This window comes from Microbacterium sp. SLBN-111 (assembly GCF_049739645.1).
Classification (GTDB): domain Bacteria; phylum Actinomycetota; class Actinomycetes; order Actinomycetales; family Microbacteriaceae; genus Microbacterium.
This window is the reverse complement of the sequence record NZ_JBMGQH010000001.1, coordinates 2,284,421-2,302,182: the sequence shown is the minus strand read 5'-3', so window position 1 is coordinate 2,302,182 and position 17,762 is coordinate 2,284,421. Positions and strand designations below refer to the sequence as shown.

Annotated in this window: 14 protein-coding genes; 7 read left to right on the top strand and 7 right to left on the bottom strand. The window is 68.7% G+C overall.

From position 1 onward, the window contains the following. Positions 1 to 195 precede the first annotated feature (195 nt). Both RKD05_RS10625 and RKD05_RS10620 read left to right on the top strand, forming a co-directional pair. The gene (locus tag RKD05_RS10625) at positions 196 to 897 is read left to right on the top strand and encodes a DUF3105 domain-containing protein (protein ID WP_424709925.1); all 702 of its coding nucleotides are present in this window, start codon (positions 196 to 198) and stop codon (positions 895 to 897) included. 1 nt (position 898) lies between these two features. Then, on the top strand, positions 899 to 1,570 hold the full coding sequence (locus tag RKD05_RS10620) for a DUF305 domain-containing protein (protein WP_424709923.1): 672 nt from the start codon (positions 899 to 901) through the stop codon (positions 1,568 to 1,570). A gap of 68 nt (positions 1,571 to 1,638) precedes the next feature. Here RKD05_RS10620 and RKD05_RS10615 read toward each other — a convergent pair whose 3' ends face one another. The 3 genes from RKD05_RS10615 to RKD05_RS10605 all read right to left on the bottom strand — a co-directional run bounded on the left by RKD05_RS10615 (position 1,639) and on the right by RKD05_RS10605 (position 5,426). After that, a complete protein-coding gene (locus RKD05_RS10615; RefSeq protein ID WP_424709921.1) occupies positions 1,639 to 2,616 on the bottom strand; it encodes a carbohydrate ABC transporter permease in 978 nt (325 codons plus the stop codon). Next, positions 2,613 to 3,968 (bottom strand): carbohydrate ABC transporter permease, encoded by a 1,356-nt coding sequence (locus RKD05_RS10610; RefSeq protein ID WP_424709919.1) that lies wholly within the window; start codon positions 3,966 to 3,968, stop codon positions 2,613 to 2,615. Before RKD05_RS10610 ends, RKD05_RS10615 begins: the two co-directional genes overlap by 4 nt. A gap of 126 nt (positions 3,969 to 4,094) precedes the next feature. Further along, positions 4,095 to 5,426: an ABC transporter substrate-binding protein gene (locus RKD05_RS10605; protein ID WP_022879995.1), complete on the bottom strand. Its 1,332-nt coding sequence runs from the start codon at positions 5,424 to 5,426 to the stop codon at positions 4,095 to 4,097. Between the two features lie 232 nt (positions 5,427 to 5,658). Between RKD05_RS10605 and RKD05_RS10600 the strand changes: the two genes are divergently transcribed. Beyond that, positions 5,659 to 6,666, top strand: coding sequence for a LacI family DNA-binding transcriptional regulator (locus RKD05_RS10600; protein WP_424709917.1), 1,008 nt, complete (start codon positions 5,659 to 5,661; stop codon positions 6,664 to 6,666). A gap of 52 nt (positions 6,667 to 6,718) precedes the next feature. On the opposite strand, the gene RKD05_RS10595 is transcribed toward RKD05_RS10600, so the two are convergent. The 3 genes from RKD05_RS10595 to rplJ all read right to left on the bottom strand — a co-directional run bounded on the left by RKD05_RS10595 (position 6,719) and on the right by rplJ (position 12,413). Beyond that, a complete protein-coding gene (locus RKD05_RS10595; RefSeq protein WP_424709915.1) occupies positions 6,719 to 11,272 on the bottom strand; it encodes an ExeM/NucH family extracellular endonuclease in 4,554 nt (1,517 codons plus the stop codon). A gap of 200 nt (positions 11,273 to 11,472) precedes the next feature. Further along, entirely contained in the window at positions 11,473 to 11,859 is a 387-nt protein-coding gene (gene rplL / locus RKD05_RS10590) for a 50S ribosomal protein L7/L12 (protein WP_022879997.1), read from the bottom strand. A gap of 38 nt (positions 11,860 to 11,897) precedes the next feature. Continuing rightward, positions 11,898 to 12,413: a 50S ribosomal protein L10 gene (rplJ, locus tag RKD05_RS10585; protein WP_022879998.1), complete on the bottom strand. Its 516-nt coding sequence runs from the start codon at positions 12,411 to 12,413 to the stop codon at positions 11,898 to 11,900. A gap of 331 nt (positions 12,414 to 12,744) precedes the next feature. Here rplJ and RKD05_RS10580 point away from each other — a divergent pair, with 331 nt between their 5' ends. From RKD05_RS10580 to RKD05_RS10565, 4 genes are all read left to right on the top strand, one after another. Continuing rightward, entirely contained in the window at positions 12,745 to 13,419 is a 675-nt protein-coding gene (locus RKD05_RS10580; RefSeq protein WP_424709913.1) for a YqaJ viral recombinase family protein, read from the top strand. Positions 13,420 to 13,513: 94 nt separating this feature from the next. Further along, a complete protein-coding gene (locus RKD05_RS10575; protein ID WP_424709912.1) occupies positions 13,514 to 15,208 on the top strand; it encodes an MDR family MFS transporter in 1,695 nt (564 codons plus the stop codon). Position 15,209: 1 nt separating this feature from the next. Beyond that, positions 15,210 to 15,707 (top strand): MarR family winged helix-turn-helix transcriptional regulator, encoded by a 498-nt coding sequence (locus tag RKD05_RS10570; protein WP_424709910.1) that lies wholly within the window; start codon positions 15,210 to 15,212, stop codon positions 15,705 to 15,707. 90 nt (positions 15,708 to 15,797) lie between these two features. Then, positions 15,798 to 16,820 carry an NADP-dependent oxidoreductase gene (locus RKD05_RS10565; protein ID WP_424709909.1) on the top strand — a complete coding sequence of 341 codons (1,023 nt, stop codon included), beginning with the start codon at positions 15,798 to 15,800 and terminating at the stop codon, positions 16,818 to 16,820. On the opposite strand, the gene RKD05_RS10560 is transcribed toward RKD05_RS10565, so the two are convergent. Beyond that, positions 16,807 to 17,709: a LysR family transcriptional regulator ArgP gene (locus tag RKD05_RS10560; protein WP_424709907.1), complete on the bottom strand. Its 903-nt coding sequence runs from the start codon at positions 17,707 to 17,709 to the stop codon at positions 16,807 to 16,809. The two genes, RKD05_RS10565 and RKD05_RS10560, sit on opposite strands and share 14 nt — an antisense overlap. Positions 17,710 to 17,762 lie beyond the last annotated feature (53 nt).

Sequence of the window (17,762 nt, the reverse complement as noted above, 5' to 3'; positions counted from 1 at the left end):
GATGACCGGGCTGAGATTTTCGGGGGAACATCGAACCTCGAATCGATTCGACATCGTCATACTATCGCGCGGTCCCGGGTCCCCACCATCCCCCTCCGGGGTTCCTCCCAGGCCGCTGGCGCATTCACCCGCATAGGCTGGGGCGCATCGGCTCGCGCCGAGCCTCCCGCCCCAGAGAGAGACAGCACGCACCGCATGAGCCCCGACAAGCGCAAGAGCGGCAATCCCGCCACGCAGGCCGACATCGACCTCACCGTCAAGCAGCAACGCGAGCAGAAGCGTCAGGAGAAGCTCGCCGAGTACCAGAAGCAGATCGCGCGCCGGAAGCGCAGCAAGGTCGTCTGGTGGGTGGTCGGTGCGACGGCCGCTCTCGCGGTGGTCGCCGTGGTCGTGGCATCCTTCGTCTTCGCTCCCGCCCCCGCTCCGAGCTATCAGGCCGGCGGCAGCACCGGTCGCGAGATCGAAGGCGTGCAGACCTTCCAGAACCGCTCCGACCACGTGCAGGGCTCGGTCACGTACGACCAGACGCCGCCCGCGGGCGGACCGCACAACCCGGTGTGGCTCAACTGCGGCGTCTACACCGAGCCGCAGCCGAACGAGAACGCCGTGCACGCCCTCGAGCACGGCGCGGTGTGGATCACGTACGACCCGTCCCGCGTCGACGCGGCCGGCATCGACGCCCTGAAGGCGGTCATGCCGTCGACCTACGCGCTCCTCTCCCCCTACCCCGGCATGGACACCCCCGTCGCGGTCAGCGCGTGGAACCACCAGCTCAAGGTCGACGACCCGGCCGACCCGCGCATCACGGAGTTCTTCACCGAGTACTGGCGCAGCCAGAACGCGCCCGAGCCCACCGCGCCGTGCACGGGCGGGGTCGACGGCCCCGGCAAGGCCTGACGTGAGCGACGACGCCCCCGTCGCCCGCCCCGCGACGCGACGGATCGTCGTCGCCGTCGCGGTGATCGCGCTGCTCGCGGTGGCGTTCGCGATCGGACGCTTCACCGCGTTCGGCGCTTCGGCGGCTCCCGCCACCCCGTCCGACACTTCGGCGGACGCCGGGTTTGCGCGCGACATGCAGGTGCACCACGGGCAGGCGGTGCAGATGGCTCTGGAGATCTACCGCAAGACCTCCGACGACGAACTGCGCATGCTGTCGTACGACATCGCCACCACCCAGGCGGGTCAGCGCGGCGAGATGTTCGACTGGCTCGTGCAGTGGGGGCTGCCGCAGGCATCGACGCGGCCGCTCATGCAGTGGATGGCCCCCTCCGGAGCGCACAGCCACGGCGACACCGCCGCCCTGTCGCAGGACGAGCTCCTCTCCCAGATGGGCATGGCGACGGATGCCGAGCTCGACCAGCTCCGGACCCTCCAGGGCCAGCCCGCCGACTGCCTCTTCCTCGACCTCATGATCCGCCACCACCAGGGCGCGATCCCCATGGCCGAGGCCGTCATCGAGCTCGGCAGCGACCCGCGTGTGAAGGACGTCGCGCAGGCGATCATCACGGGCCAGTCCGCCGAGATCGACGCGATGCACGACATCCAGGCACGCCTGTCCTGCAGCGCCTGACCCGATCACGACGAAGGGGCGTGGCATCCGATCGATGGATGCCACGCCCCTCGGCGTTCGTGCGGGACTCAGCCCTTCGTCGCTCCGGCGAGGAGACCGCGGACGAAGAACCGCTGCAGCAGGAAGAACACGATCAACGGGACGAGGATCGAGATGAACGTTCCGGCCGACTGCAGGAACCACTGGTCGCCCCACGTGCCCGACAGCGAGTTCAGCGACTGTGTCAGCGGCAGCGAGGACGATGGCGCGAAGATCGTCGCCACGAGCAGGTCGTTCCACACCCAGATGAACTCCAGCACCGCGAAGGATGCCAGCGCGGGAGCCGCGAGCGGGAGGATCAGGCGGAAGAACACCTGACCGTGACCGGCACCGTCGACGCGCGCCGCTTCGATGACCTCGGCCGGGATCTCCGCGATGAAGTTGTGCAGCAGGAAGATCGCCAGCGGCATCGCGAAGATCACGTGCGCGATCCACACCGTCGCGAAGCTGTGCTCCACGCCGCGCAGATCGAAGCCCGGGAAGATCGTGACGTCGTTGATCGTCAGTCCGCGCGAGAACAGGCTGAGCAGCGGCACGAGGGCCATCTGCAGCGGCACGATCTGCAACGCGAAGATGAAGATGAAGAAGAAGTTCCGGCCCTTGAACTCGATCCACGCGAACGCGTAGGCGATGAGCGAGGCGATCGCCAATGCGAACAGCACGACCGGGATCGTGATGGCCAGCGAGTTCACGAACGACGCGGCGAGCGTCAGCGCCGTGCCACCCGAGGTGAGCGCGAGACGGTAGTTGTCGATCGTGAACGACGGGTCGGTGAACACCGTCCACCAACCGGTCGACTGCGTGTCGGAGCCGGGGCGGAACGACGTGATGAACAGGCCGAACGTCGGGATCGTCCAGAAGAACGCGATCGCGATCGCGGCGATCGTCGCGCCCTTCGAGGTGAGACGCTTGCGCGCCATCGCCTCGTGCTTGCGGGTGTCGCGCGCGACCTGTCGGGCGGAACGCTTGTCGTCGGTGGGTTCGAGCACCACGGTGGAGGTGGTCATCGCACTTCCCTCTGCTTCCGGATCTGACGCACGTTGAAGATGATCAGCGGCAGGACGAACAGGAACAGCACGACGGCGAGGGCCGCGGAGTGCCCGTAGCTCTGGAACCGCTGCTGCTGGTTGACCATCTCGAAGGCGAGGACGGTGGAGTCGTTGCGACCACCGGTCATCACCGCGACGATGTCGTAGATTTTCAGCGCGCCGATGGCGATCGTGGTGAGCACCACGATCAGCGAGGAGCGGATGCCGGGAACGGTGACGTTGATGAAACGCTCCCACGCGTTGGCGCCGTCGAGCTCGGCGGCCTCCATCTGCTCCGGCGGCACCGCCTTGATGGCGGCGGAGAGGATGACCATCGCGAGGCCCGTCTGGCTCCAGATGAACACCACGACGAGCAGGAGAGTGTTGATCAGCGGGGTGGCCGCGAGCCACGACACCGGCTGACCGCCGAACGCCGTGACGATCGCGTTCAGGATGCCGATCTGGTCGCCCTGACGGAAGTCGTAGACGAACTTCCAGATGATGCCGGCACCGACGAACGAGATCGCGAACGGCATGAAGATGAGGACCTTGAGGACCTTCTCCCCCGCCGCGCGGTCGATGAAGACGGCGTACGCGAGACCGATCGCCGTGGCGAAGGTCGGCGCGAGCAGCACCCAGATGAGCGTGTTGATGACCGACCAGAAGCCCTCGGGGTTGGTGAAGGTCCAGACGTAGTTGTCGAAGCCGACGAAGTTCTTGCCCGTCTTGTCGAGGAACGACTGCACGAGGGTCGACAGCGCCGGGTACACCAGGCCCATCAGCAGCAGGATCGCGGCCGGGGCAGCGAAAAGCACGAGCTGGAACAGGTAGCCGGCGCCCTGACGCGAGCGGTAGTCGGCGTAGAACAGGATGCCGCCGAGGATCACCGCGATCGCGAGGACGTAGATGACCGCGTTCTGGTAGGGGCGCAGCAGCATGAAAGCGATCACGGGGATCGCGAAGCACGCGACGAGGCGGATCCAGAAGTAGCGCTTGCCGGACCGCGGCGCGTACTCGATCAGCAGGAGGAGCAGACCCACGACGGCGCCGAAGACGAGCAGCACGAGCGGGATCTGCACGAGCGGGTTCATCTCGCCCAGCGTCTTGAAGAAGCTGTTGAGAGAGAAGCCGAGGGACGTCGGCTTGGTTTCGGACGGTGCCCGCGTCACCATGAAGAGGAACAGCGCCACCACCGCGATGAGCGCGATGACGACGACCGTGACGGTCGTCCGGTGCCTCCGTGAGAGATCGCGGGATGCCGTCTCGGCATCCGGGACCTCGTGTGGGCGAGATGCCGCTGGGGGCTTCTCCGCCTGCCTGATCTGGGTCATGACTTCCCTCCCGAACACTCCGTCGTGCTCATCGATGGACGGGCCGCTCTCGTGGCTCCGTGGGGGTTACGGTACTCGGTGGGCCGCCCGCCGGAGCGGACGGCCCACCGATCTTGCGAGGTCGGGTCAGTTGTTGTAACCGGCCTGGATGTCGCTGAGCACCTTGTCGGTCGGCGTGCCGTCGATCCAGCTCACCATGCCCTTCCAGAACGATCCGGCGCCGACGGTGGCCGGCATGAGGTCGGACGCGTCGAAGCGGAGCGTGGTGTCGGGGTTCTGGACGACCTTCATGGCCTCCTGCAGGAACTCGCTGGATGCGAGCGACGGGTCGGCACCCTTGTTGGCCGAGATCACGCCGCCGAGCTTGACGCGGGCGTCAGCGAACTCGGGGCTCGACATGAACTCCGCGACCTTCTGGACGTTGGCGTCGTCGGAGAACGTCGCGACGAACTCGCCGCCACCCTCGACCGACTGCTCGCCCTCCTTGACGCCGGGGAGCAGGAACGCGTAGACGTCACCGTCGGGCGCGACCTTGACCTCGCCACCGGAGGCGTTCTTGACCGTCAGGAAGTTCGACGACAGGAACGAGGCCTGGTGGGTCAGCGCGCAGCTGCCGTCCGCGACCTTGGCGGCGACGTCGGCGAAGGCCACCGAGTTGATGCTCTTGACGTCACCGAAGCCGGCGTTGACGTAGGCCGGGTTGAGCAGGATCTTGCCGACGGCGTCGAAGGCGTCCTTGATCTGCGGGTCGGTGAACTTCACGTCGTTGGCGACCCACTTGTCGTAGACGTCGGGGCCGGACTGACGGAGGACGAGGTCTTCGATCCAGTCGGTGCCGGGCCAGCCGGAGGCGTCGCCCGACGCGAAGCCGGCGCACCAGGGAGCCGATCCGGTCTTCTGCTGGATGGTCTGGGTGAGCGTGAGCAGCTCGTCGTACGTCTTCGGGATCGAGACGCCCCACTCCTTGAACTTCGCCGGCGAGTACCAGACGTAGCCCTTGACGTTGGCCAGCATCGGAGCGGCGTAGAAGTCGCCGTCCACGGTGCCGTAGGACTTCCAGTCCTTGCCCCAGTACTTGTCGACGTTGGACGAGACGGCGTCCGTCGCCTTCTTCACGTCGCCCGTGCCGACGAGGGTCTGGAGCAGACCCGGCTGCGGGACGATCGCGATGTCGGGGGCGTCGCCACCGGTGACCTTGGTCACGATGTTGCCCTCGAAGCTCTTGTCGCCGGTGTACTCGACCTTGATGCCGGTGTCCTTCGTGAACTGGTCGAAGGACTGGTTCAGCAGGTCGGCCTCGCTACCGGTGATACCACCGGAGATGCGGACCGTGGTGGTGCCCTGCGAGCTCCCGCCGGATCCGCCCGAGTCGCCCTCGGCACAGCCCGCGAGCGCGATCGCACCGACCGCCAGCAGCCCGACGGGAGCCAGCAGGCGATACCGCTGTGACATGCCCATGTGATTTCTCCTCTTTGAGTTCTGTGCATCGGAACCCGTCGGGAACCGATTCCAGATCACCGTAGGCTAGAACGACCCGTTGCGCAACAAACTTTGATCACGAGTCAATAACTGGCGGATTCCCGGGGAACTTGGCGGGGGAAACGTGGAGGAACCGGTTCCAGATTCGGCATTTGTCGGATACTCTTCATGACGTCGACACGGACGTCGACCACCCTCGAGGAAGACGGCTATGAGCGGAATCGCCGATGTGGCACGCCTGGCAGGCGTGTCGAAGTCGACGGCGAGTCGCGCGCTGACCGGCGGCGGCTACGTCTCCGACGACACCCGGCGACGCGTCACCGACGCAGCGGCATCCCTCGGCTACGTGCCCTCGACGAGCGCCGTGAGCCTCGCGACCGGGCGCACCCGCACGGTCGCCCTGATCGTCCCCAAGGTCAACCGCTGGTACTTCGGCGCGATCATCGAGGGCGTCGAACGCTCGCTCATCTCGCAGGGTTACGACGTGACCCTCTACGTCGCCGAACCCGGGTCCCGCGACCGCGAGAGCCTGTACTCGACGTACCTCGCGCGCAAGCGGTTCGACGGCATCATCGCCGTCGCGCTGGAGCCCGGCGACAGCGACCTCGAGCGCCTGCTCGCGATCGACAAGCCCACCGTGTGCATCGGAAACCCGCTGCAGGGCATCCCGACCCTGGGTCTCGACAACATCGGAATCACCCGGATCATCACCCAGCACCTCATCGCGCTCGGGCACACCGACATCGCCTTCGTCGGCAGCACTCCGCCCACGGATGCCCCGGCCCGCGACGTCGACGAGCGCTCGATCGGCTACCGCAACGCCATGAACGACAGCGGCCTGGCGGTGCGGATCCGCAACGTCCCGTCGACGCTCACGATCACCGACGCCTACGCCGCCGCGGCCTCCTTCCTCGCCGACGCCGCATCACGGCCGACCGGCGTGGTTGCGGCGTGCGACGAGGTGGCCGTGGGCGTCATCATCGCCGCACGCCGCATGGGCATCTCGGTCCCCACCGAGCTGAGCGTGGTCGGCATCGACGGTCACGACTACGCCGAGATGTTCGCGCTGACCACGATCGAGCAGTACCCGGACGCGCAGGGCGTCGAGGCGACCCGCCTGCTGCTCTCCATGCTCGAGGGCGAGCAACCGCCGCCCCGCACCACCGCCGACACCCGGCTGGTCGTGCGCGCGTCCACCGCTCCCCCGCGCACCCTCTGACGACGAAGGGACCCCGGATGCCAGGCATCCGAGGTCCCCTTGTCGTTGCGGATCAGTCGGCTCGGCGCGCCGACCGGCGACGGATGACGACACCCAGGCCCATCAGAGCGAGGGCGGCGAGGACTCCGGCCCCCATCCACGCGCCGTCGGTTCCGGTGACGGCGAGCGCACCGTGAGAGGGCCCGGCCGCTGCCTCTCCCGCCGCCGCGTCACCCACACGCAGCGGAACGGTGATCTGCGTCCCGGTCGGCTGCGCCGTGAGGGTCAGGGCGAGCGAGTCAGGGGCGTCCGCGGGAACCGTCACCGTGACGATCGACGAGCCACCGAGGACCGCCGACGCGACGGCCGATCCGGCGCCGACGCTCGCCGTGAGCGCCGTGTGCGCCGGAGCACCGAGCGACGTGAGGTCGAGGTCCGACACCGTGAGGGTGGCCGTGCCCCCGCGCTGCACCTGGTCGGGGACGCCCGAGACCTGCACCGCGCGCGCGGTGAAGTCGGGGGTGAGGCCCGGGGTCTTGCGCAGGTAGTCGAACCAGCCGTCGCGGTCGATCAGACCGGAGTCGCGCGTGTCGGTTCCTTCGCGGAAGACCGAGAAGCTGTCGCCGCCCTGGAGGAGGAAGCTGAACGAACCGACCCGGTACGGGGCCGCCGGGTCCACGGCCACGCCGTCGATCCAGATGCCCGTCACGCGCTGGCCGGCGGGGCGCGAGGCGTCGTAGGTGTAGCGGACGTTCTCGGACACCCCCAGCGCGAGGTTCGTCGTGCCGCGGCCCGCGGCATCGCCCCACTGCTGCTCCAGCATGACGCGCAACTGGTCGCCGGTGAGGGTCGTGGTCCACAGGTTGTTGACGAACGGCAGCACCGCGTTGGCCTCCGCGACCGTGATGACGCCGTCCTCCCCGTAGAGCAGTTCGTCGCGCAGACCGCCCGGGTTCACGACCGCGAGGTCGGCCCCGCCCAGCGCCGGGTCCGAGAGCTTCCACAGCAGCGCGTCGGCCACGAGTCCGCCGAGCGCGGACGGCTTCGAACGGTCGTCGCGCTTACCGCCGGTGTAGACACCGTTCACGTAGCCCCCGCCCTGGAAGGCGGTGGTGATGTCGGCCGTGACCGACCCCACCGGCACCCGGCCCACGACGTCCGCCCTCGCCCGGGCGTCGACGACGATGTCGTTGACCTCCTTGACCCGGGGGTAGGTCGCGATGAGTCGGGCGTCGAGCTCGCCGCTCGTCTCCGGCTTCACCGCGGCGAGCCTCGGGACATTGCGGACGGTGTAGTCGACCACGTCGCCGGCGTCGTCGACCTTCAGGACGACCTGTCCGATGTTCTCGCCGTAGCTCCCGGTCTGCAGGATCGGGCGCGTCCGGTCCGTCCCCGGGACCGGAGCCTTCCACGCGTACTTCGCGTGCGTGTGGCCGGTGAAGATGGCATCCACCGCGGGAGCGGTGTCGTTGACCATGCGCTCGAACACGCCGCCCTCGGCGAGCGCCTGGTCGAGCGTCGCCTTCTCGTCGCCCACCTCGGTGCCCTCGTGGTACTCCGCCACGATGACGTCGACCTGATCGTCGATCTCAGCGACGACACGGTTCACCTCGGCGACCGGGTCCCGGAATTCGATCCCGCGGATGCCGCTCTCGGTGACGAGCGTCGGCGTCGACTGCGTGACCGCACCCACGACACCCACGCGCACCCCGTCGACCTCGAGGATCGTGTAGCCCGGCAGGATCGGCGCACCGTCCTTGTAGACGTTCGCCGCGAGGTACGGGAAGTCGGCGAGGTCGGACACGCGCCCGGTGAGGTCGTCGGCACCCTTGTCGAACTCGTGGTTTCCCGTTCCGGATGCCGCGAGCTCCAGCGCGTCGAGGACGTCCAGCGTCGGCTGGTCGCCGAACTCCGACGACGCGAACACCGAGGCACCGATGTTGTCGCCGTTCGAGAGGAACAGCGTGTTGTCGTCGCCGTACTCCGCGCGCAACTGCTCGATCGTGCCGGCGAACTTCACCGTGTTGGCGTCGATCCGGCCGTGGAAGTCGTTGATGCCGAGCAGGTTGATGTCCGTCGTCGACGACAGGTCGAGACCCACGATCACGGGGTCATGGTCGCTCGAGCGGTACGGCGACGTGTCGTAGAAGTTCAGCGCGTTGTAGTTGTAGCGGCTGTACTCGAGAGCCAGCGCCTCCACGGCGTTGATGTTCCAGATGTCGGTTCCCGTGACCAGCCCGCGCGCCGAGGGGGACGCCAGGACGTGGTCGAGCGAGCCGGACTGCCCGTCGTACGAGTATGAGTACTTCCCCGTGCCCGCCTCGAGCGGCTCGAAGCCGAACGAACGGAGCTTCTCGATCGGGTCCTCGTACGTGTAGGCGTTGAAGTCGCCGAGGAGGAAGACGTCGTCCGTGCCGGCCGCCGCCGAGCGCTCCTTCGCGAAGTTCCCGAGCGCCTCGGCCTGTCGCACGCGGTCGCCGTTGAAGGCGCCCTGGGTTCCGTCATCGGCGTTGTCGCCGGTGGCGTCGTCGCTGGTGCCCTTGGACTTGAAGTGGTTCACGATCGCCAGGATCTTGGCATCCGGATCTCCGACCGGGGCGAACGCCTGCGCGAGCGGCTGGCGCGCGTTGGCGAACGCGGGATCGTCGAGGATGACGCTGTCGCCGACCGGGGCGACGATCCCCTTCTTATAGATGAAAGCGGTGCGGATGACGTCTTCGGATGCAGGGAGAACCGCTGGAGACGGGACGAATGCCCACAGCTCTGAGCCCGCTTTCGCGTTGAGCGCACCCACGAGGGTCGACAGCGCCGCGTCGCGGTCCTTGCCGAACTGCGCCGAGTTCTCGATCTCCTCGAGCGAGACGACGTCGGCGCCGAGGCCGTTGATCGCGGCGACGATCTTCGACTGCTGACGCTGGAGGTTCTCGTCGTTCGCGGCACCGCGGGGGCCGTTGTTCGGGCACTTGTCCGCGGTGATCGGGTTGCCCGCGCGGTCTTTGTAGGTCGAGGTGCAGCCGACGCTCTCAGCCGTGGTGGTGAAGTAGTTCAGCACGTTGAAGCTCGAGATCTTGACGTTGCCGCCGACCGGTTCGGGCGCGCTCTTCCGGGTGTTCTCGAACGAGGCAGGCTGGACGGTGTCGGCGTTCGCGACGGTGAGCTGCTCGGTGGGCTGGAATGTCCACAGCTTGTTGCGGAAGTCCAGGATCACGGGCGTCTCGAACGTCACGGCTGCGCCCACTCGCACGGGATTCTCAAGCGACACGTACGGCAGCGGATCGTTCTTGCCCGTGGTGAGGTAGTTCACGGAAGCGCCGTCATCGAGGATCACGCCACGAGCCGCATTGTCGGTGACCGCCTCGTCGTACTCCCGCGTGCCGGGGCGCGCGACATCCGAGGGGGTCCGCAGCGGCGTGGTGCCGGCGGCGAGCCCCAGGACAGCGAAGCGGTTGGTGTCGTAGTTGTCCGTGACCGTGAAGTCGCCCGTCGGCGCGAGGAGCATGCCCTCGAAGGCCTCACGCTCGTCGTCCGTGCGGGGCCAGCCGATCTTCGCGGGCTGGACGGCGCTGACGGCCTCGTCGAGCACCCGCACGTCGTCAGCGGCCGCGGTGATCTCGGTGAGGGAGTTGTATTCGGACACGGGGCCCGTGACCTCGACGTAGTCGCCCTTCTCGACCTTGGCTGTTGCGGCCGATCCGAAGACGAAGATCGCGTCCGACGCGGTGTGCGTGGCGAGGTCGATGTCGCCGCCGGTCCCGGGCGTCTGGATGTAGAAGCCGTTGTACCCGCCGGTCGGGTAGGCCGCGGTGACGATGCCCCGGGTGGTGACCGTGCTCCCGACCAGCGGCGAGGTCGCACCCGTGCCCTGGATGTCGCGGATCGGCACCACTGCGCCCGGCGTGACCGTCGGGGCCGGGGTCGGTGCGGGCGTCTCGGTCGGGGTCGCCGAGGGCTCGGGGGCGGGCGCCGCACCGGAACCCTGCGGTGTGACGGTCGTGGCGTTGGTGAAGTCTGCGGAGTTGTCGTTCGTGTCGGCGAAGCCGGTGCGGACGAGAGAGTTGGGTGTGGTGGTCGATCCGTCGACCACGGCCGGCGCCGTCTCGAACGACACGGCGGTGCCGTATCCGAGGAAGTCCACGACGCGAGCGTCGTCCACGTTCCCCGCCGGCAGGGCGAGCGATTCGGCGACGTTGGCGAGGAAGAGCTGACCGGTCGTACCCGAGGGATTCAGTCCGGTGCTCGTGAGGTCGGGGGTCGGCAGGTCGGCGCCGTTCGTCCCATTGCCGGGGAGGCCGATGAGGTAGTACGCGCCCGGGGCTATGGATCCGCTCAGCGGCTGCGTGTTCGCGCCGTTGGGGGCTGCGACGTTCCCCGCGGAGCGGTACTGCAGCGACCATCCGGTCAGGTCCTGGGCGGTGTCGCCGGCGTTGTAGAGCTCGACGAACTTCTTGTTGAAAGGGGCGCCGGCGCTGCCGCCCTTGAGGTAGGCCTCGTTGATCACCACCCGGGGGCCGTCGGCGGCGAACGCGGGAGCAGGGACCAGAGCGGATCCGAGCAGGGCGGCGCCGAGGACGGCGCTCAGTGTGGTGGTGAATCGGCGCGCGGGCGCGCGGGAGGGTGCGTGATGCATGGGTCTCCAAAGAACGACGCGCGACGGAGCGACGTCGGGTGGGGGGATCGACGGGGGGTCTCTTCGACCGTAAACGAACACATATCGATTTCCCAGACTTCGATGTTTCGAGTCGGTGAACATCGGGCCCCACCCCCGGAGACGGACGAAGGCCCGGATGCCACTGGCATCCGGGCCTTCGTTACGCGAAGTGCGTGGAATTACTTGAGGGTCACCGTGGCGCCGGCAGCCTCGAGGGCTTCCTTCGCCTTGTCGGCGGTCTCCTTGTTCGCGCCCTCGAGCACGGCCTTGGGGGCACCGTCGACGACGGCCTTGGCCTCGCCGAGGCCGAGCGAGGTGAGCTCGCGGACGACCTTGATGACCTGGATCTTCTTGTCGCCGGCGGCCTCGAGGACGACGTCGAACGAGTCCTTCTCCTCGACCTCTTCGACGGGGGCAGCGCCACCGGCGGCGGGGCCGGCCACGGCCACGGGGGCGGCAGCGGTGACGTCGAAGGTCTCCTCGAACGCCTTGACGAACTCGGAGAGCTCGATGAGGGTGAGCTCCTTGAACGCGTCGAGCAGCTCTTCGGTGCTGAGCTTAGCCATTGTGTTTCTCCTTGATCGGGATTGTCATCCGGGCCGGGTCAGGCCGCGGTGTCCTGCTTCTCGCGCAGCGCGTCGACCGTGCGAACGGCCTTCGACGGAAGCGCCTGGAAGACGTATGCCGCCTTGGTCATCGTCGCCTTCATCGCACCGGCGAGCTTCGCCAGCAGGACTTCACGGCTTTCGAGATCGGCGAGCTTGTTGACCTCATCCGCGGTGAGCGGGGCGCCATCGAAGTAGCCGCCCTTCACCACGAGCTGAGGGTTAGCCTTGGCGAAGGCACGCAGGCTCTTCGCGACGGCGACGGGGTCGCCGTGCACGAACGCGATGGCAGACGGGCCCTTGAGCTCGTCGTCCAGTCCCGAGACCCCCGCGTTGGCGGCGGCGATCTTGGTCAGCGTGTTCTTCACCACGGCGTACTCCGCGTCCTGACGGATGTCGTTGCGCAGCTGCTTGAGCTGGGCAACCGTCAGACCGCGGTACTCGGTCAGCAGAACGGCAGTCGAGTTCTCGAAGTGCTTCGTGAGCTCGGCGACCGATGCGTCCTTCTGCGCCATGGCCACTCCTTGTGTGTACGAGGTGCTCCGCGGAAGCGGGGCACCGGCCAAGACACCGGGCGACGGCAAAAAAAGAAGAGCTCCGGCGCAGGCGCACGGAGCTCGGAATCCCGATCGGGAGGAGTTACGTATACCTGCGCAGGTCCTCTGCCTTTCGGCAGACGCTTCGATCTTCGTGCACGCACGACGATGACCGGCGGTCTTTGGCTTGCCCCCACTGTACCAACCCCTCGCCCGCGCGCCAAATCCCCGCCCGGCAGCCACACCGCGAGCGCGAGACACACCGCGCCATCGAACAAGCCGACCGTCCGACGGGGTTAGGGTCGAACGCATGTCCCCCGAGCTCGTCGCCTCCCGCAGCGCCGACCTCGAGTCGCGGATCGTCGCCGATTCCCGCGACCGTGTCGCCTGGATCCGCGCGCGTTCGCGGGGCATCACCGCGACGGACGTCGCGACCCTCACCAGCGCCAACGCGATCGCGCGAGCGGCGGATGCCAAGCTCCTCGGCTCGAACTTCTCGGGCAACGCCTACACGGCGCACGGTCGTCGGCGCGAGCCCGAGATCGCGGCATGGGTGGCGGCGACGCATGGCATCCAGCCCTCGTCCGCGCTGTACCACGCCGTCGTCGAGAAGCGGCACCTCGCCACCCCCGACGGGGTCGTCGTGGATGCCGAGGGGCGCATCGTCCTGGCCGAGATCAAGACGACCAACAAGTCGTGGCGGTCGATCCCCCGCACCTACCTGCGGCAGGTCTGGTGGCAGCAGCACGTACTCGGCGCGGAGCGCACGCTCGTGGCATGGGAGCAGCACGACGGCTTCGTTCCCGTGGACGACGAGCCGCGCTGCCAGTGGGTGGACCGCGACGAGAAGGAGATCGCGTCGCTCGTCCGCCTCGCCACGTCGCTCATCGACGAGCTGTACCGGCGCACCACCTCGGGCCGCGCGCCGGCTCCACGCCCCGAACCCACCGAGAAGTATCGCGCGCTCGCGCTCCTCGACGGATAGTTGACTCACATCAAACATCCGGCGTATAGTTGCTCTTAGTCAACTATCGCGCCGACGTCGTCGCGGCATCCTTCCTCCCCCAGGAGACCCCCGCATGACCTCAACCGTCCCCGACACCGCCGCGCCGCGGCGCGTGCTCCCCGCCCTGATCGGACTGCTCCTCGGCATGTTCGTGTCGATGCTGGCCTCGACCGTCGTCTCGACGTCGCTGCCGGTCATCGTGCACGACCTGTCCGGCGATCAGAACGCCTACACCTGGGTCGTCACCGCGACCCTCCTCACCACCGCGATCTCCACCCCGATCTGGGGCAAGCTCGCCGACCTGTTCAACCGCAAGGTGCTGATCCAGGTCGCGATCGCGATCTTCGTGCTCGCCACCGCGGCCGCCGGTTTCTCGCAGAACACCGACATGCTCATCGCCTTCCGCGCCGTGCAGGGCCTCGGCGCCGGTGGCCTCGCCGCGCTCAGCCAGGTCATCATGGCCGACATCATCAGCCCGCGCGAGCGCGGTCGCTATATGGGCCTGTTCGGTGCCGTGATGGCCGTCGCCACCGTCGGCGGCCCGCTCCTCGGCGGCGTGATCACGGATGCCTTCGGCTGGCGGTTCAACTTCTTCGTCGCCCTGCCCTTCGCCGTCGCCGCACTCCTCATCCAGCAGCGCACGCTGCACCTCCCGAAGCGCGCGAAGCGCAAGGTCAAGATCGACTACCTCGGCATCGTGCTGCTGTCGACCGCCGTCTCGCTGCTGCTGATCTGGGTGACCAACGCCGGACGCTCCTTCGACTGGGCGAGTACCGAGACGCTCCTCATGGTCGGCGGCGCCGTCCTCGCCGCGATCCTCTTCATCGTGGTCGAGCTGCGGTCGTCCGAGCCGCTCGTGCCGCTGACCCTCTTCCGGGATGCCACGTTCACCCTCGCCACGATCGCCTCGATCGCGACCGGTCTGGCGATGTTCGGCACGTCGGTGTTCCTCAGCCAGTACATGCAGATGGCGCGCGGAGCGACGCCCACGCAGGCCGGCGTCATGACGATCCCGATGATCGCGGGTCTGCTCCTGGCATCCATCATCGTCGGCGCGCTCATCACGCGCTTCGGCCACTGGAAGCCGTTCCTCATCGCGGGCGGCGTGCTGCTCATCGCGGGGACGTACCTACTGTCGACGATCCACTACGACACGAACTTCGCGCTGGTGTCGCTGTACATGTTCCTGCTGGGCGCCGGTGTCGGCATGACGATGCAGAACCTCGTGCTCATCGTGCAGAACACCGCCGATCCCGAGCGCATGGGGGCGGCGAGCTCCGGCGTGACGTTCTTCCGCAGCCTGGGCGGCACCATCGGCGTCTCGGTCATGGGCGCGGTGCTCGCGAGCACGGCGACGAGCCTGTTCACCGATCGCGCCGCGGACGTGCAGGCCGCCATCGCCGGGCTCGGTCCGGCCGGTGCTCCCGTCGCGCAGGCGCTGCAGTCCGGCACGATCCCGCAGGTGTCGACGCTCCCCGACACCGTGCGCGTGATCGTCGAGGACATCTACGCCCTGTCGATCGCCCACGCGTTCCTCATCGCCGTGCCGGTGGCCATCGTGAGCCTCATCGCCATCGTGTTCCTGCCGAACCGTCCGCTCACGCGCATGACGACGTCGGAGCGCGTCGCCGCGAGCGAGGCGGACCTGGCCACCGTGTCGGTCCCGGAGGGAATGGCGGCGTTGGCCACGACGGGAACCGTCTCGACGGCGAACGTTACGTCGCGTCGCCGGACGCGGTCGAACGCCCCGATGGGGGAGGATGGGTGACATGACGAGCGAAAACGACGCCGAGCGGCAGGCCGCCGTGCACGCGCTCGAATCGTCGTTCTCCGAGCTCCTGACCACGTTCCGCCGCTACATCGCGGAGGCGGCGGAACGGGTCAGCCCCGGGATGCTCCCGGCGACGTTCAAGACGCTGTCGGTCGTCAGCCGGTTCGGTCCGATCACCCTGTCGACGCTGGCCGAGCGACTGGCCACCGACAAGGGATTCCTCAGCCGCGCGATCAGCGACCTCGAGGGCGCCGGCCTGGTGACGCGCACCCTCGACCCGAACGATCGCCGCTCGCGCCTCATCGCGGTCACCCCCCTCGGGCAGGAGCGCCTCGACGACGCCCGCGCGCCGCACGAGAGCCGCCTGTACGAGGCGCTGACCGACTGGTCGGTCGACGACATCGCGCATCTTTCGACGATGCTGCACGCCCTCGCCGTGGGCGGGGTGCCGGTCGCGGGTGAGCGTTCGCCCCGCGGAGCGGACGCGACACGGTGATCGAGGCGTAACACCGCCGAGACAATGGCGCGCTTGACTGGTCGAGTCGAGGCGGAGTCGCTGTCGACGTGACCCCGAGAGGAGCGCCCGATGAGATTCCGATCGACGCGTCCCGAGGCCAGCGTCGAGGCGCCCGGCCCCACCCATCCCGAGACCATGCGCGCCGTCGTCCTGGACGCCCCCGGCGAGCCCGACGTCCTGCACGAATCGACCGTGGCGGTGCCGACACCGATCATGAGCGAAGTGCTGGTGCGCGTGGTCGCGGCGGGTATCAACCCGATCGACGCGAAGACCCGCGCAGGCCGCGGCGCGAGCGGCGCGATCACGTCGTGGCCCGCGACCCTCGGCTACGACTTCAGCGGGGTCGTGGTCGCGACCCCGTACGAGTCCCACCCCTTCCCGCCGGGAACCGAGGTGTTCGGCATGACGCCGACCCCGCGCACGCCCGGCACGTACGCCGAGTACGCCGTCGTCCCGTCGCTCTCGCTCGCGCGGAAGCCCGCGTCGCTCTCCCACGTGGAGGCCGCCGGGGTTCCCCTGGCCGCCCTGACCGCGTGGGGCGTCGTCGTCGAGACGGCGCTGGCCCACGCGAACCAGCGCATCCTCATCCACGCGGCGAGCGGGGGCGTCGGACACTTCGCCGTGCAGTTCGCCGCGTACTTCGGCGCGCACGTGATCGCGACCGGGTCACCGCGCAACCTCGACTGGCTGCGCGAGCTGGGTGCGGCCGAGGTCGTCGATCACACGGCGGTCCGGTTCGAGGACGTCCTCGCCGACGTCGATGTCGTCGTCGACCTGATCGGCAACACCGTCGCGAACACGGGCACGCGCTCGCTCGACGTCCTCCGTCCGGGCGGTCTGCTGATCGAGGTCCCCACCGGCGCGTGGCCCGGCTATCGCGATGCGGCGGCGGCGCGTGGCATCCGTTCCACCGGATACAAGGTCGTCCCCGACGGCAGCGCGCTGGCCACGATCGCGCGCCTGCTGGATTCCGGAGCCGTCCGCGTCTTCGTCGACCGGGTGTTCGACCTCGAGGATGCCGCGGACGCCCACCGCGAACTGGAGAAGGGGCACACGCGGGGCAAGATCGTCCTGCGCGTCAGCGACGACTGACCCCGCCCGACGCGAGCACGCGCCGCCCCTCGCCCACGACCTCCTCGGCGACCTCGTCGAGGAGCGGAGACGTGAGGTTCCACTGCTGCCAGAACAGGGGCACGTCGACGGGGTCGCCGCCGAGCCGCACGAGCGCGCCGCTCGCCAGGCCCGCGGCGGACTGGAAGCCCGGTAGCAGTCCCCACCCGAGTCCGAGCGCGACGGCGGTCGCGAAGTCCTGCGAGGCGGGGACGCGATGCCGCGGCGGCTCCCCCGCCGGCACACCGCGAGCGGCGAGCCACTGCGTCTGCAGATCGTCGCGGCGGTCGAAGTCGACGACCGGCGCCGCCGCCAGGGCCGTCGCGTCCACCCCGTCCGGAAACCACCGCGCGGCGAATCCGGCCGACGCGACCGCCTCGTAGCGCAGGACCCCGAGGCGACTCACGCGGCATCCGGCCACGGGCACCTCGCGCGACGTGACCGCCGCCATGACGACGCCGGATTCCAACAGCCCCGCGGTGAAGTCCTGGTCGTCGCGGTGCAGGTCGAACACGACGGAGCGGCGCTCCGCGACCCGCTGCAACGGCGGCAGGAACCAGGTCGCGAGCGAGTCCGCGTTGACCGCGAGCGGGACGGATGCCACGGCCCCGTCGTCGGCGCCCATCGCCGCGAGCGCGTCGTGCTCGAGCAGCGCGAGCTGGCGCGCGAGGCGGACCACGGCGTCGCCCGCGGGCGTCGTCCGCACGGGTTTTGACCGCACGAGCACGACGCGCCCCAGTTGGTCCTCGAGCGCGCGCAGACGCTGGCTCACCGCGGACGGGGTGATGTGGAGGCGGCGTGCCGCGGCATCCAGGGTCCCCTCGTCCACCACCGTGGCGAGGGTGCGTGCGAGGTCCAGAGGAACCGACATGAAGTGATGCTAATGCTTCGTGAGAATCGTGAACTGGTCTGGATGCCCCGCGC

Bases quoted from the DNA above. Each gene is read 5' to 3' on its own strand.
- RKD05_RS10570 (WP_424709910.1), top strand. From the start codon at position 15,210: ATGACGAGCGAAAACGACGCCGAGCGGCAGGCCGCCGTGCACGCGCTC.
- RKD05_RS10580 (WP_424709913.1), top strand. From the start codon at position 12,745: ATGTCCCCCGAGCTCGTCGCCTCCCGCAGCGCCGACCTCGAGTCGCGG.
- RKD05_RS10560 (WP_424709907.1), bottom strand. From the start codon at position 17,709: ATGTCGGTTCCTCTGGACCTCGCACGCACCCTCGCCACGGTGGTGGAC.
- RKD05_RS10575 (WP_424709912.1), top strand. From the start codon at position 13,514: ATGACCTCAACCGTCCCCGACACCGCCGCGCCGCGGCGCGTGCTCCCC.
- RKD05_RS10625 (WP_424709925.1), top strand. From the start codon at position 196: ATGAGCCCCGACAAGCGCAAGAGCGGCAATCCCGCCACGCAGGCCGAC.
- RKD05_RS10605 (WP_022879995.1), bottom strand. From the start codon at position 5,426: ATGGGCATGTCACAGCGGTATCGCCTGCTGGCTCCCGTCGGGCTGCTG.
- rplJ (WP_022879998.1), bottom strand. From the start codon at position 12,413: ATGGCGCAGAAGGACGCATCGGTCGCCGAGCTCACGAAGCACTTCGAG.
- RKD05_RS10565 (WP_424709909.1), top strand. From the start codon at position 15,798: ATGAGATTCCGATCGACGCGTCCCGAGGCCAGCGTCGAGGCGCCCGGC.
- RKD05_RS10615 (WP_424709921.1), bottom strand. From the start codon at position 2,616: ATGACCACCTCCACCGTGGTGCTCGAACCCACCGACGACAAGCGTTCC.
- rplL (WP_022879997.1), bottom strand. From the start codon at position 11,859: ATGGCTAAGCTCAGCACCGAAGAGCTGCTCGACGCGTTCAAGGAGCTC.
- RKD05_RS10595 (WP_424709915.1), bottom strand. From the start codon at position 11,272: ATGCATCACGCACCCTCCCGCGCGCCCGCGCGCCGATTCACCACCACA.
- RKD05_RS10600 (WP_424709917.1), top strand. From the start codon at position 5,659: ATGAGCGGAATCGCCGATGTGGCACGCCTGGCAGGCGTGTCGAAGTCG.
- RKD05_RS10610 (WP_424709919.1), bottom strand. From the start codon at position 3,968: ATGACCCAGATCAGGCAGGCGGAGAAGCCCCCAGCGGCATCTCGCCCA.